The sequence below is a fragment of the Streptomyces endocoffeicus genome, assembly GCF_016741935.1.
In the GTDB taxonomy this organism is placed as follows: Bacteria; Actinomycetota; Actinomycetes; order Streptomycetales; family Streptomycetaceae; genus Streptomyces; species Streptomyces endocoffeicus.
Map to the genome: position 1 here is coordinate 1 of NZ_JAERRG010000064.1, position 13,049 is coordinate 13,049.

11 protein-coding genes are annotated in these 13,049 nt (G+C 71.9%); all 11 read right to left on the reverse strand.

Going from position 1 to position 13,049, the window contains the following annotated elements; genetic code table 11:
- Window positions 1–149: 149 nt before the first annotated feature.
- Complete coding sequence (gene hpnH / locus JK364_RS52220; RefSeq protein ID WP_201858524.1) at window positions 150–1,175, reverse strand: adenosyl-hopene transferase HpnH; 1,026 nt, start codon at window positions 1,173–1,175, stop codon at window positions 150–152.
- Window positions 1,176–1,180: 5 nt separating this feature from the next.
- Window positions 1,181–1,894: a phosphorylase family protein gene (locus JK364_RS52225; RefSeq protein ID WP_201858525.1), complete on the reverse strand. Its 714-nt coding sequence runs from the start codon at window positions 1,892–1,894 to the stop codon at window positions 1,181–1,183.
- A complete protein-coding gene (gene shc, locus JK364_RS52230; RefSeq protein WP_201858526.1) occupies window positions 1,894–3,840 on the reverse strand; it encodes a squalene--hopene cyclase in 1,947 nt (648 codons plus the stop codon). Before shc ends, JK364_RS52225 begins: the two co-directional genes overlap by 1 nt.
- Before the next feature lie 104 nt (window positions 3,841–3,944).
- The gene (locus tag JK364_RS52235; RefSeq protein ID WP_201858527.1) at window positions 3,945–5,042 is read right to left on the reverse strand and encodes a polyprenyl synthetase family protein; all 1,098 of its coding nucleotides are present in this window, start codon (window positions 5,040–5,042) and stop codon (window positions 3,945–3,947) included.
- Complete coding sequence (gene hpnE, locus JK364_RS52240; protein ID WP_307841694.1) at window positions 5,039–6,523, reverse strand: hydroxysqualene dehydroxylase HpnE; 1,485 nt, start codon at window positions 6,521–6,523, stop codon at window positions 5,039–5,041. The genes JK364_RS52235 and hpnE overlap by 4 nt, the downstream gene beginning before the upstream one ends.
- Window positions 6,520–7,482 carry a presqualene diphosphate synthase HpnD gene (gene hpnD / locus JK364_RS52245; protein WP_201858528.1) on the reverse strand — a complete coding sequence of 321 codons (963 nt, stop codon included), beginning with the start codon at window positions 7,480–7,482 and terminating at the stop codon, window positions 6,520–6,522. The genes hpnE and hpnD overlap by 4 nt, the downstream gene beginning before the upstream one ends.
- A complete protein-coding gene (gene hpnC, locus JK364_RS52250; RefSeq protein WP_201858539.1) occupies window positions 7,479–8,342 on the reverse strand; it encodes a squalene synthase HpnC in 864 nt (287 codons plus the stop codon). The genes hpnD and hpnC overlap by 4 nt, the downstream gene beginning before the upstream one ends.
- A 439-nt stretch (window positions 8,343–8,781) precedes the next feature.
- Window positions 8,782–9,522 carry a TetR/AcrR family transcriptional regulator gene (locus JK364_RS52255; protein WP_020867241.1) on the reverse strand — a complete coding sequence of 247 codons (741 nt, stop codon included), beginning with the start codon at window positions 9,520–9,522 and terminating at the stop codon, window positions 8,782–8,784.
- A gap of 734 nt (window positions 9,523–10,256) precedes the next feature.
- Window positions 10,257–11,690: a cytochrome P450 gene (locus tag JK364_RS52260; protein ID WP_201858529.1), complete on the reverse strand. Its 1,434-nt coding sequence runs from the start codon at window positions 11,688–11,690 to the stop codon at window positions 10,257–10,259.
- The gene (locus JK364_RS52265; protein ID WP_201858530.1) at window positions 11,687–12,613 is read right to left on the reverse strand and encodes an SDR family NAD(P)-dependent oxidoreductase; all 927 of its coding nucleotides are present in this window, start codon (window positions 12,611–12,613) and stop codon (window positions 11,687–11,689) included. The genes JK364_RS52260 and JK364_RS52265 overlap by 4 nt, the downstream gene beginning before the upstream one ends.
- Entirely contained in the window at window positions 12,610–13,047 is a 438-nt protein-coding gene (locus JK364_RS52270) for an ester cyclase (protein ID WP_201858531.1), read from the reverse strand. Before JK364_RS52270 ends, JK364_RS52265 begins: the two co-directional genes overlap by 4 nt.
- Between the last annotated feature and the right edge of the window lie 2 nt (window positions 13,048–13,049).

Here is a 13,049-nt window from a genome sequence, read left to right on the forward strand (position 1 = left end):
CCGGCGCGTCGCCGCCCACGGCCACCGATCCGACCTGGAGGCGGCGGGAGACCCGGCGCGGTGCGAGGGGCCTGCCCGGTACGGCGGGCAGGCCGAGTGCGACCGGTTCCGCCGCACCCGCCCCATCCGATTCGGCCGCGCTCATCCCGTCACCCATGGCTTCCGGTGGCGGTCTCCCGGGCGGCGCGCAGCGACTCCTTGAGGGAGCCCATGGTCGCCAGGACCGCGGTGGGCTCATAGCCGCAGTGGGCCATGCAGTTGTCGCAGCGGGGATCCTTGCCGCGGCCGTAGCTGTCCCAGTCGGTCTCCTCCACCAGCTGGCGGTAGGTCGGGACATAGCCGTCGCTCATCAGATAGCAGGGGCGCTGCCAGCCGAAGAGGGAGTAGTTGGGGATGCCCCAGGCGGTGCACGGGAAGTCCGTCTTGCCCTCGAGGAAGTCGAGGAAGAGCGGGCTGTGGTTGAGCCGCCAGCGGCGCCGGTTGCCCCCGGCGAACGCCTTGCGGAACAGCTCGCGGGTCTGCTCGACGCCCAGGAAGTGCTCCTGGTCGGGCGCCTTCTCGTACGCGTAGGCGGGCGAGATCATCATCTCGTCCACCTCGAGCTCGTCATTGAGGAAGTCGAGCACGTCGATGACGGTCTGCGGGGTGTCGGTATTGAAGAAGGTGGAATTGGTGGTGACCCGGAAGCCGCGCCGCTTGGCCTCCTTGATGGCCTCCACCGCCTCGTCGAACACCCCCTCCTTCGCCACCGATTCGTCATGCCGTTCCCGCAGCCCGTCGATGTGCACCGCGAAGGCGAAGTACGGGGACGGCTTGAACAGATGCATCTTCTTCCGCAGCAGCATCGCGTTGGTGCAGAGGAAGACGTACTTCTTCCGCGCCACCAGCTGCCGTGCGATCTCGTCGATCTGCGGGTGCATCAGGGGCTCGCCGCCCGCGATGGACACCATCGGCGCACCCGACTCCAGCACCGCGCCCACCGCCTGGGCGACCGGCATGCGCTGCTTGAGCACCCCGGCCGGATGCTGGATCTTCCCGCAGCCCTCGCACTTGAGATTGCACGCGAACAGCGGCTCGAGCTCGACGATCAACGGGAACTTGTCCCGTCGCTTGATCATCTTCTGTTCAAAGAGATACGTCGCGACCCGGATGGTCTGGCGGAGTGGCATGGCCATCTAGCTCACCTCCTGGGAGCAGCGAAGGAACGGTGCCAGTGAAAGAAAGCGGGAAGAACGGTCCGAAGAACCCGGAAAGCCGATATTCCACCGCGTAGCGTGCCGATTCGGACGAGTTCATGTTCAGGAGCGTCCACGACCACCCGGACGGCCGCAACCGGACGGACGCCGTGGCCGAGGGCGGTGCGCAGGGTCGCGGCGGACTCCATGTCCACCGCGATGGCGCCGGTGCTGTGCAGCGCGGCCCGCTCGGCGCCGCGCACCACATGGTCCGAGCCCACGACCGGACCGATATGGACGGCCCGGCGGGGACCGCCGGGGAGGGGATGTGACAGGGCGTCGGCGAGGATCCGGGTGCCGGTGCACACGGTGTGGCCCGCCGGATCGCGGGTCTCGTCGGCGACAACGATGTCCCCCGGATGCATCCCGGGGGCCAGCCCGGCGCAGAAGCCGGTGGCGATGACGGCGGTGGGCCGCTCACCGGGCTCACCGGACCCACCGGACCCACCAGGCTCCCCGGACCCACCGGAGGACCGCCCGGCGAGCGCCCGGGTCACGGCACGCTCGGCCGACCGCGGCCCCATGCCCGTGCGCAGCACGGTCACGGCCCCGGCGGCGGCGCCGAGGCCGGCGCCGCGCAGGGCGAACCGCTCGATGCCGAGCGCACAGGCGATCAGCAGCGACGCGCCGTCGGCCGCCACGGCCGGATCGGCGGACATCAACCGCTCCGCGGTCGCGCCCCGGTGGGCTCGCCGTGGACATACCGGCCCAGTGCCGTCACCGGGAAGACCTGCCGGTACAGGTGGTAGTTGATGGAGAAGTCCCACGGGAATCCGGTGCCGGTGAAGTACGGCTCGTCCCAGGAGCCGTCCGGCCGCTGGGTGCCGGCGAGCCAGGTGACCCCGCGCTCGACGGCCTCGCCGTCCCGCTCCCCCGCCGCCAGCAGAGCGAGCAGCGCCCACGCCGTCTGCGAGGCGGTGGAGGCGCCCCGGCCCATCCACTCGGCGTCGAGGTAGGAGCGCTGGTCCTCGCCCCAGCCGCCGTCCTCGTTCTGGACGCTCTCCAGCCAGCGGACGGCCCGGCGGACCGCCGGATGGGAGGCGGGGACGCCCGCCGCGATCAGCGCGGGGACGACGGATCCGGTGCCGTAGACGTAGTTGGTGCCCCAGCGGCCGAACCAGGCGCCGCTCGGCTCCTGCTCGGACAGCAGCCAGGAGATACCGCGCCGGGTGCGGGCGTCGTACGTCCTCCCCTCGTGTGCCAGCATCTCCACGACATGCGCGGTGACATCGGCCGACGGCGGGTCGATGACCTCGCCGAAGTCGCAGAACGGCAGCTTGTTGGGGAGCGGGCTGGTGTTGTCGACGTCGAACGCGCCCCACGCCCCGTTCTTCGACTGCATGCCCAGGGTCCAGCGCATGGCGCGCCGCACCGCCGCCTCGATCCGCTCGGGCTCGGGGTGGTCGACCCGGCGCAGCGCCAGGATGACCTCGGCGGTGTCGTCGATGTCGGGGTAGTTGTCGTTGTGGAATTCGAACGCCCAGCCGCCGGAGGGCAGTCCGGGCCGCCGGACCGACCAGTCGCCGGGCCGGTCGATCTGCTCGGTCAGCATCCAGTCGGCGGCCTTGACCAGCGCCGGGTGGTCCGGGGCGAGACCGGCGTCGGCGAGCGCGATGGCGGCCAGACAGGTGTCCCAGACCGGGGACTGACAGGCCTCGATCATCCGGCTGCCGTCCTCGCGCCACACCGCGAACCGGTCCAGCGACTCCAGACCGGCGCGCATCACGGGGTGGTCGAGGTCGTAGCCGAGCAGATGGAGGGCGATGACGGAGTAGACGGCGGGTGGCTGGATGCCGCCCCAGCAGCCGTCGTTCTCCTGCCGCTCCACGATCCAGCGGGCGCAGGAGCGCAGCGCGGCCCGGCGCAGCGGGCGGAAGGCGACCTTGTGGTAGGCGTGCAGCGCCCGGTCCAGCCGCTGGAAGGCGCCGTCCCAGGAGGCGACGGGGGCGAGCGGGCGCGGTGGATTGGGCCTGCGGGGGTCGGTGTGGAGCTCGTCCAGGGGGAAGGGGGCCGGGCGCACGGGGCGTCTGGCCGAGACGATGGTGAGGGGCACGATGGTCTGCCGGGCCCAGCAGCCGAAGTCGTAGATATTGAGCGGAAGCCACTTCGGGAAGTAGATGATCTCCGGTGGCAGCTCGGGCAGGTCCTCCCAGCGCCACCAGCCGAAGAGGGCCAGCCAGATCCGGGTGAACACCCGACTGCTCGCGATCCCGCCCCGGGAGCGCACCCAGGCGGAGGCGGCGGCCATATGGGGTGCGTCGGGCTCGTCGCCGGCCAGCCGCAGGGCGACATACGCCTCGATGGTGGCGGAGAGCTCGGGGGGACCGCCGTGGAAGGTGGCCCAGGTGCCGTCGGTGGCCTGCTGGGAGCGCAGATAGCGGGCCGCGGCGTCGAGGGTGTCGGGGTCCTGGATGCCGAGGAACTGGCGGAGCATCAGATCCTCGGCGTCCATGGTGACGTTGGTCTCCAGGTCGCCCTTCCACCAGCCCCGCTCATCCTGGCGGGACAGCAGGTGGTCCACCGCGCGGGCGGCCGCCTCACGGGCGACACTTAATGTCTTGGACTCGGATGACTCGGAGGGTTGGACGATCGGTGTCGCTGTCATGGCTTCCCCTCTGCAGTGTGCTCATCTGCCGTCTTTGGGGCTTCCGTCGGCCGACACCCCGGCTGGGTGCCGGCCGGCGACTGCGAACTAGCGGTCCATGGCGATCATCTCTCTCGTACGACGACGAAGTCGGCGAGCGCCACGAACCGCGCCCGGATCTCGGCGGGCATGTCCACCGAGCCCAGCGCTTCCATGGCGGTCGCATGCTGTCTGCGGGCCTCCTGAGAGGTCCAGTCCCGGCCACCCGCTTGCTCGATCAACGCGGCGCGCACGGCGAATTCCTCCTCCGAGAAGTCGGCGAACTCCTCCTCCGGCTTGTGCGCGTCGGCCGCGAGGATCTGGGCGAGCCGCTCGGAGTCGGGGCCCCCGGCGTCGAGCGCGGCGACCACGGGGAGGGACTTCTTGCGCTGGCGCAGATCGCTCCAGGTCCGCTTGCCGGTCGCCTCCGGGTCGCCCCAGATGCCGAGCAGGTCGTCGACGGCCTGGAAGGCGAGGCCCAGGTGGTAGCCGTAGCGCTCCAGGGTGTCGGCGGTGCGGTCGTCGGCGCCGCCGAGTACGGCGCCGATGGAGGCGGCGCAGGCGAGCAGGGCGCCGGTCTTGTTGCCCTCCATCTCCAGGCACTCCTCGACGGTGACCCGCTCGCGGTGCTCATAGGAGATGTCCTGGGCCTGGCCGTCGATCAGCTTCCGGGTGGCGGCGGTGAGCCGGCGGGTGGCCCGTCCGGCCTCGGCGGTGCCGATCTCCAGCAGTATCTCGTTGGCCAGCGCGAACAGGGCGTCACCGACCAGGATGGCCTGGGCCGGGCCGTGCACCTTCCAGACGGTGTCGCGGTGGCGGCGCTGCTCGTCCCCGTCCATGAGGTCGTCGTGGAGCAGCGAGAAGTTGTGCACCAGCTCGACCGCGACCGCGCCGGGCACTCCGGCCTCGGGGGCGGCGCCCGCCGCCTCGGCGGACAGCAGGGCGAGCGCGGGGCGGACGGCCTTGCCGCCGTCGCCCTCGGCCGGGTTGCCCTCGGCGTCGATCCAGCCGAAGTGGTACGCGGCGACGGTGTTCATGGGCGGGGCCAGCCGGTCCACGGCGGCGCGCAGCACCGGCGTGGCGAGCGTACGGCCGCGGTCCAGCAGCGCCATGACGCCTGCGGTGTCGACACCTGGGGTCGCCGGGGTCACGGTCTCTCCTCTGTTCTTGGTGGTGGTGCTCATGCCGCCTCCTTGGGCGTCCCCCCGCCCAGGGCGGGGAGAGGGTTCACATGCGGGCGGCCGAGGTCGGTGAGGGCCGCGCGGGCGGCGGAAAGACCGCTGCGCACGGCGCCCTCCATGGTCGCGGGCCAGCCGGTGGCGGTCCACGCACCGGCCAGGTAGAGGCCGGGCGCATCGGTCGGGGCGGAGGGCCTGAGGAGGCCGACGCCGGGGACGGGGGCGAAGGTGGCGGTGCGCTCCCGGGTGACGAAGAAGTCGCGCACCCGCGCACCCCGGGCGACCGGCAGCAGCCGCTCCAGCTCGGGCAGATAGCGGGCGCGCAGCTCGGCAACCGGGCGGTCGATGTCGTCGTACGCGGCGGACTGCGACACCGCCAGGTACTGGCTGTCCCCGGCGCCGGGCGCGTCCCTCAGCCCCGAGGCGTCCGTACGGTCGAAGACCCACTGGACGGGGGAGCCGATCGCGGCGAAGAAGGGGCGGCGCAGCACCGTGCGGTCGTAGATCACATGCAGATTGAGGATGGGCGCGGTGCCGATGCGCAGCAGTCGGCCGGGGTCCGTCAGGGCGCCGTCGGGCAGCAGGGCGTGCGCCTCGCGCTGGGGTACGGCCAGGACGAGCACGTCCGCCTCGGCCCGCGGCTCCTCCCCCGGCCGCCCGGCGGTGGCCGCGCTCCAGCGGCCCTCGGGGGTGCGGGTGACGGCGGTCACCCGGGTGCGCAGGTCGGTCCGCACGCCCGCGGCGTCCAGGGCGCGGTGGGCGCGGCTGTGGTGCAGCTCGCCGAGCGGGGCGCGGGCCCAGCCGATGTCGGCGGCGCCGGGCCGGGAGAGCAGCCCGGTCTTGAAGACCATCGCGGCCAGGCCCAGCGAGACATTGGGCGCGGTGGCGTTGAGCGTGGCCACGCCGACCAGGTCCCACAGCGCCTCGACGGCGCGCGGCGACTGGCCGTGGCGGCGCAGCCAGCCGGCGAAGTCCACCCCGTCCAGCGCCGGGTCCTCGGGGTCCAGCCGCCCCAGGGCCAGCGCGGCGCGGCCCACCTGGGCGCGCTCGGCGAGGGAGAGATGGGGGTACGTGGCCAGGCTCGCGGACAGATGGAGCGGCACCGGCAGGGCGGTGCGGCGCAGCCGGCCGAGCCGCCGCCCGCGGCGCCCCCGGGCGTCGAGGACGGGGACGTCCAACCGGCCCTGGACCGGGGCGAGTCGGGCCGCGCCGACCCGCTCCAGGAACCACTGATAGGCGGTGCAGCAGCGCAGATACACATGCTGGCCGTTGTCGACGCTGAGCACACCCGCCGGGGAGGAGCGGTGGAAGGAGAAGGCGAGGCCGCCCAGGCGGGGGCGGCCCTCGGCCAGGGTGACCCGCAGCCCGGCGTCGGCCAGCGCGAGCGCGGCCGTCGTACCGGCGAGCCCGCCGCCGATCACCAGGGCGCTCCGCCCGGCGGGGCGTCGCCCGGCGGGCGGGGCGGGGTCCAGGGCCGATTGGGTCACACCGGCCTCCCGGTGCCGCGGCGCTCGACGGCGCGGGCGTCCAACCCGGCCAGCCCGCGCACCGCCACATACGCCTTCTCATGGCCGGGCAGCGAGACGCGGCCGCGCAGGACGGCCGCGGGGTCCTTGGCGATCCGGTCCAGCAGCCTGCGGTAGATGCCCGCCATGGCGGACACGCACGCGCCGCTGCGCCGGTCCAGCAGCGGCAGCAGCCGGAAGCCCTCGGCGAACAGGGCCCGGGCCCGGCGCACCTCGAAGTGGACCAGGCCGGTGAAGTCGGCGTCCGGCGGTGCGGTGGAGCCGCGGAACGCGGCGGTGCAGCCGAATTTGGCCAGGTCGTCGGCGGGCAGATAGGTGCGCCCGGTGGCGGCGTCCTCGCGGACGTCGCGCAGGATGTTGGTCAGCTGGAGGGCGAGCCCGAGGGTGTCGGCGTAGTACGGGGCGCGCTCGAGCTCGTCCTCGCTGTGGCCGGTGCCGGGGGCGGTCCCGAAGACGCCGAGCGAGAGCCGTCCGATGGCGCCCGCCACACAGCGGCAGTAGCCCTTGAGGTCGTCCCAGGTCTCGTAGGTCTGCCCGGCCACGTCCATCAGCACGCCGTCGATCAGCTCGTCCAGCGCGTCCAGCGGGATCGGGAAGCGGTGTGCGGCATGGGCGAGGGCGACGGCGACGGGGTCGGTGTCGTCCTCCTCGATGCCGCCGCCCCGCATCCGGTCCAGCAGGGCGCGGGTGTCCGCCAGCCGGGCGCGCTTGGCCTCCGGGTCGAGGGGGCCGTCGCCGATGTCGTCGACCCGGCGGGAGAAGGCGTACAGGGCCGACATCGCATGGCGCTTCTCCGTCGGCAGCAGCCTGATGCCGTAGGCGAAGTTGCGGGCCTGGTGGCCGGTCACGGCCTCGCAGTAGCGGTACGCCGCGAGCACTGGCGCGGACGCGTGCGGAGATCCCTTCACGGTCCGGCTCACCCCTCTCTTCGCAGTGTCGCCCCCACCTCGCGCAGCAGGCTGAGCTTGGTGGGCCTGGGCGGTCCAGGGAGTACGTCATGTCCCGCGGCCGCGACCGCCCGCAAGGCGGCCCGCCCCCCGGCCACGAATCCGGCGAGCAGCACCTTGAGCCTGCCGTGGACGCTACCCACCAGGGGGGTGCCTTCATTCAGCAGGGCAGCGGCGCGTTCCGCCTCCTTCGCGACCAGGGCGCGCAACCGTACGCCGCCCCTGGGGGCGGCGAGGTCGGCCTCGGTCACACCGAAGCGTTTCATGTCCTCGGCGGGCAGATAGACGCGGTCCCTGCGAAGGTCCTCGGCCACGTCCTGGAGGTGCTCGATGATCTGCAGGGCGGTGCAGATGGCGTCCGAGTGGCGGATCCGCTCGGGGCTCGCGGTGCCGGTGATGCCGAGGACGAGCCGTCCGACCGGGTTGGCGGACAGCTCGCAGTAGTCGAGGAGGTCCTGGTAGGTGGCGTACCGCCGGATCCGCTGGTCCTGGCGGTTGGCCTCGATCAGCCCCAGGAAGGGCTCTTGGTCAAGCCCATGGCGGTGGACGGTGGGGCGCAGGGCCCGCAGCAGCGGATGGCGCGGCTCCGCTTCGGGCCGGAAGACCCGGCGGAGGTCGGCCTCGAACGCGTCCAGCATCGCGAGCGCGTCGTCCGCCCGGTCGCGGTCCAGTCCGAGCAGTTCGGCGTCGGCGCCGCCGGGGGCCAGATCGCCGTCGCCGATGTCGTCGACCAGCCGGGCGTAGCCGTAGACGGCCATCAGATCGGTGCGCCAGGCTCGGGGGAGGAAGAAGGGGGCCACGGGGAAGTTCTCGTGGGCGGCCTTGTCGAGCACGGCGCGAGCGGCTTCCTGCCCGCCGCTCCGGCTGCTCGACGTGGTATGGGACCCGCTGCGCTCGTCCTCGACGGTCACCGTGGACAGCCAGGCGTACGGGCGAGACCCAGGACGCCACGCGGGTCCCGGTGACCGGGCCCCCCGGGAGCGCTGGAGATGGGCCGTTCAGCCAATGCCGTCACATCCCCCGTTCTACACCGGTTACCAGCGTCCGCACGATCCGGACACGCCGCTCCGTCTTGTCAACGGGCCCCGGCCCCTAGCCCCCGAACAGGCGACAAGGGCCCGGCTCCGGCATGATCCGGACGGGCATTGCCACAGCTTACGCCTCTCGGTGTACACATGTACGGAGCGATACCCCGATGTGACCTTCGACGGGGCGCCGGGCGGGTGACCGGCGAACGCCCCCGGGCCGGTGTCCGGGGGCCTTCGGACGACCTCAGACGACCTCTTCGTAGAACTCTGAGATATCGAGCACCCGGCACAGGTCGCGGAGCTCGAACTCGAAGAAGTGCTGGCCCTCGGAGAGCGCGAAGGACATATGGCCGAGCGCCTCCATGGAGATCACCCCGTACAGCCGCACCCAGCAGCGGAGCATCACGGCGATGGCTCCGGGGGGCATGTCGACGTCCTGGTCCTCGCTGAGCGCGGTGAGGGTCTGCGCGAGGCCGGGGTCGAGCTCCTCCACCTCGGGGGCGGGGAAGCCCCGCACCCGCCACAGGTCGGCGACGAGATCGGAGTAGACGGAGCCGAAGACCCAGCTCATATGGCGCTCGGGCTTGGTCTCCTCGCGGCCGAGCCCCGGGGCCCAGGGGCCGAGGATGAGCCCGAACTCATGGGGGTGCTTGATCGCCCAGACGCGCAGCGCCCGCGCGCCGCTGATCCACCGGCGGCCCGGCTCCTCCTCGGGGTGCTGCCCGAGGACCCCCTGCATGAAGCGGGCCATCTCCTCGAAAATGTCCACACGCAGCTGAAGGATCAGCGCATCCCGGCTACTGAAGTAGCGGTAGACGGCCGGCGCGGTCATGCCCATCTCACGCGCGATGGCCCGGATGGTCACATTCTCCGGGCCCTCCTGAACCAGGAGCGTCCGGGCGACGTCCTTGATTTCACGGATGGTCGCGATGCGCAGCCGCTCGCGCCGTGAGTACGGTGCGACGTGCGCTTCCCCTGGCGACACGCGTCCCCCTCCCTGATGCTGCGCCGCTCGACAACCCGGCGTACACGCACACGATACAGCGCCTCCGTTTAGTGAACAGCGGCGGTGACAGTGCCTCTGGTTCAACTGCTAGTCCCCTGACCCTGCCACAGATCCGCGGGGTTGCCCCGCCGGATGGCTCAGTGACCACCATCCGGGTCACCCCGGGGCGCGGGGGAGCGTCCGTACATACGTCGGACATTTATTCGGAGGCATTGTGCGCGAGTGCTCCGGGGAGCGGACGGGGGGCGGTGGACGGCCGCACTGGGCGCCACCTGGGAGTAAACGGCCGTAGCGATCGTGAAATGAAGTTCTTGCCCGTCCCGGCGCACCTGGGGAAAGGGTCCGTCCCACCCCTTCCACCAGGAGCGTCAAGAAAACCGACCGGTCGGCGCGGTGGATTTCCGGCCCGGTCCGGGGACGGTTTCCGCGGCCCGTCGGAGGGCGTCGCCCCGGCGCCCGAGCGCTGCCGCGCGGTCGGCCCGGGCCTCGTCCTTCGCGTCCCGCCGCACATCTTCCGCATTCTGGTCCGCATCGCCACGGGACGCGTTTTCCCCGAAAAGCGCCCGCGTCCCGCGGATAATGATCCAACCCCACGGACCCCTGCTTCTGACGGTGTGCCGGGTTTCCCGGGCCGGGGCGCACGGGCGAAATCGGAAAAGGCGACGGCGCCGGCCCGGCCCGGAACTCCGATTCCGCTTCCGCCCCCTCGCGGACTACGGGTGATGGGGGCAGGCGGCGGGGGTGGCGGAAGCGGTCCCGCGGGACGGACGGGGCGCGGCGGTGGATCGCTCGCGCGGAGTCACCGTCACCATCACGTCCTTGAGCGGCCGCAGCGAGATCACCGGTGAGCCGTACCGCAGTTCGGTCCCCGGGATCCGGCTGATCCGGAAGCGCTGGTTCACCATGGCCACGATGATGCGCAGCTCCAGCAGCGCCATGAAGTTGCCGACGCACTGCCGGGGCCCCGAGCCGAACGGGAGATACGCCATCCGCGGCCGCTCCTTGATGGCCCGCGGGGTGAACCGGTACGGGTCGAAGGCCAGCGGGTTGTCCCAGTGGCGCGGGTTGTGGTGGGAGACCAGCGGGGACAGCAGGATCGAGGAGCCCGGCTCGATGCCGTAGCCGCCGAGGGTGTCCGCCTCCACCGCCGCCCGGGGGAAGATCCAGATGGGCGGGTGCATCCGCAGACTCTCGTCGACGACCATCTTGGTGTACGTCAGCTCCTCGGCGCTGTCCGCGTCCGGCAGCCCGCCGCCGAGCACCGTGGCGATCTCGGCGTCCAGCTCCTCCTGGACGCCGGGGTGGGCGGCGACCGACAGCAGCGTCCAGCACAGCGAGACGGCGGTGGTCTCATGGCCGGCCAGGTAGACCGTGAGCAGCTCGTCCTTGATCTGCTGATCGGTCCAGGGCTCACCGGTGGCCGGGTCGGTGGCCCGCTCCATCAGCGCGATCAGCGGCCCCTCCCCCGTCTCCGCGTAACTCCGGCGCACATCGGCCACGATGCGGTCGAAGACCCGGTGGATCCTGAGGATCTTGCGCTGACGGTCCGTCGGCACCCAGGAGGGCAGCATCTCGGTGGCGGTGCCGCGGCGGAACATCACCTCCACCACATCGTCCACGATCGTCTTCAGCAGGGCCGAATCCGGCTTGATGTCGTAGGCGAACAGCGAGCGGGAGAGGGTGACCAGGGTCAGCCGCAGCATGTCGGTCATCAGGTCGACCGGCTCACCGGCGGCGGCCTTGCGCTCCCAGGTCTCCAGCATCTCCTCGGTCGCCCGGATGATGTTGGGGATGATGTCGGTGATGGCGTTCTTGAGGAAGACCGGCTGCACCGCCCGCCGGTGGGCGCGCCAGAACTCGCCGTCGGTGGTGAGCAGTCCCTTGCCCATGACGACGCCGAACTGCTCGTAGAGCGGGCCGCGGACGTAGTTGCCGTTGTTCTCCACCAGCACCCGGCGCACCGCCTCGGGCTCGGTCACCTGGTGCACCAGGAACGGGCCGAGCCGCATCCGGACGATCTCGCCGTGGTCGCGCTGCAGACCGAGCAGGAATTCGGCGGTGTTCCGCTTCCAGGGGCCCAGACTGCCCATCAGCGGGACGCCCTTGGGGCCGGGTGCGATGCGCGGTGCGGAGGTCGCTGTGGTCATCGGTGGTCTCCTTGCTTTCGCGGCCGCGGCCCGCGGGGCACCGGAAACAGGCGGCGCACGAAGAGATGGTCGAAAAGGACGTCGGAGGTGAGGCGCCGCAGGGCGATGGTGCTGTGGGCGAGGAGTCCGACGGGGTAGCGGGCGCGCGGCCGGGAGCCGCGGGCGCCCTTGGCCACCACCTTCGCCACCCGGCGGGCCACATCGTCCGACTGGATCGCGAAGGTGCCCGCCAGGGTCCGGCGGCTGCCGGTGTAGATCGCTTCGAAGTATTCGGCGCTCTCCCGGCGGAAGGCCTCGTACGTCCGGCTCACCGGCCGCAGATTGGCCACGTAGGTGGCGCCGAAGCGGGTGGTGCGCACCGGGCCCGGCTCGACGAGGACGACCCGCACCCCGAAGTCGGCCACCTCGTTCCGCAGGGAGTCGCTGAGCGCCTCCACCGCGTGCTTGGTGGCGTTGTAGAAGCCCGAGCCGGGGACGGCGTAACGGCCGAAGATGGAGGAGATGTTGACGATGGTGCCGCCGCCGTGGGCGCGCATCGCGGGCAGCACCAGCTGGCTGAGCCGGACCAGGCCGTACACATTGGTCTCGAACTGCTCGCGCACCTCGGCCAGGGAGGCCTCCTCGATACAGCCCGACATGGCGTAGCCCGCGCTGTTGACCAGCGCCCCGACCGCGCCGTGTTCCGCCTCGACCTTGGCGACCGCGGTGGCCATGGACTCCTCGTCGGTGACGTCGAGCGCCATGGTGCGGATGCCCGAGCCCGCGAGCTCCGCCAGCGTCTCGGGCCGCCGCGCGGTGGCGTACACGACGTGCCCGGCCCGGTGCAGCCGCAGCGCGCACGCGCGGCCGATTCCGGAGGAGCAGCCGGTGAGGAGGACCGGGATGCCGGCCCCGGAGCCCGGGGCCGGCTCAGGGCCGGTCACGCGGGGGGCGCGTCGAACGCCCCGAGCTGGGTGGCGAGGTCGTAGGAGTCCATGGAGAACCAGCTCTCCACGATCTTGCCCTCGTCGTTGAACTCGTCGATGACGATGCCGGGGATCTCCAGCTTGCGGCCCCGCGCCGGGATGAGGCCCGCGTAGTCGTCACCGGTGTGGGTGCCGCGGGCGGTGAAGCGGCTGACGACCTTGTTCCCGTCCAGGATCCAGTCCTCCACGGTGACGTGGAGGTCGGGGAAGGAGGCGCGCTGGAGCCGCACCCACTCCTTCAGGTGCTCCACGCCCTCCTTGTCGTTGGCGGCGGTGCCGTGGCTGATGTGGTCCTCGGTGGCGCCCTCGTAGATGACGTCGAGATTGCCCTTGTTGAGGCACTCCTCGTAGTAGCGCGCGAGGACGGCCTTGTTCTGCTCGGGAGTGGACATGA

Bases quoted from the DNA above. Each gene is read 5' to 3' on its own strand.
- JK364_RS52270 (WP_201858531.1), bottom strand. From the start codon at position 13,047: ATGTCCACTCCCGAGCAGAACAAGGCCGTCCTCGCGCGCTACTACGAG.
- JK364_RS52225 (WP_201858525.1), bottom strand. From the start codon at position 1,894: ATGTCCGCCGATCCGGCCGTGGCGGCCGACGGCGCGTCGCTGCTGATC.
- JK364_RS52260 (WP_201858529.1), bottom strand. From the start codon at position 11,690: ATGACCACAGCGACCTCCGCACCGCGCATCGCACCCGGCCCCAAGGGC.
- shc (WP_201858526.1), bottom strand. From the start codon at position 3,840: ATGACAGCGACACCGATCGTCCAACCCTCCGAGTCATCCGAGTCCAAG.
- hpnH (WP_201858524.1), bottom strand. From the start codon at position 1,175: ATGGCCATGCCACTCCGCCAGACCATCCGGGTCGCGACGTATCTCTTT.
- JK364_RS52235 (WP_201858527.1), bottom strand. From the start codon at position 5,042: ATGAGCACCACCACCAAGAACAGAGGAGAGACCGTGACCCCGGCGACC.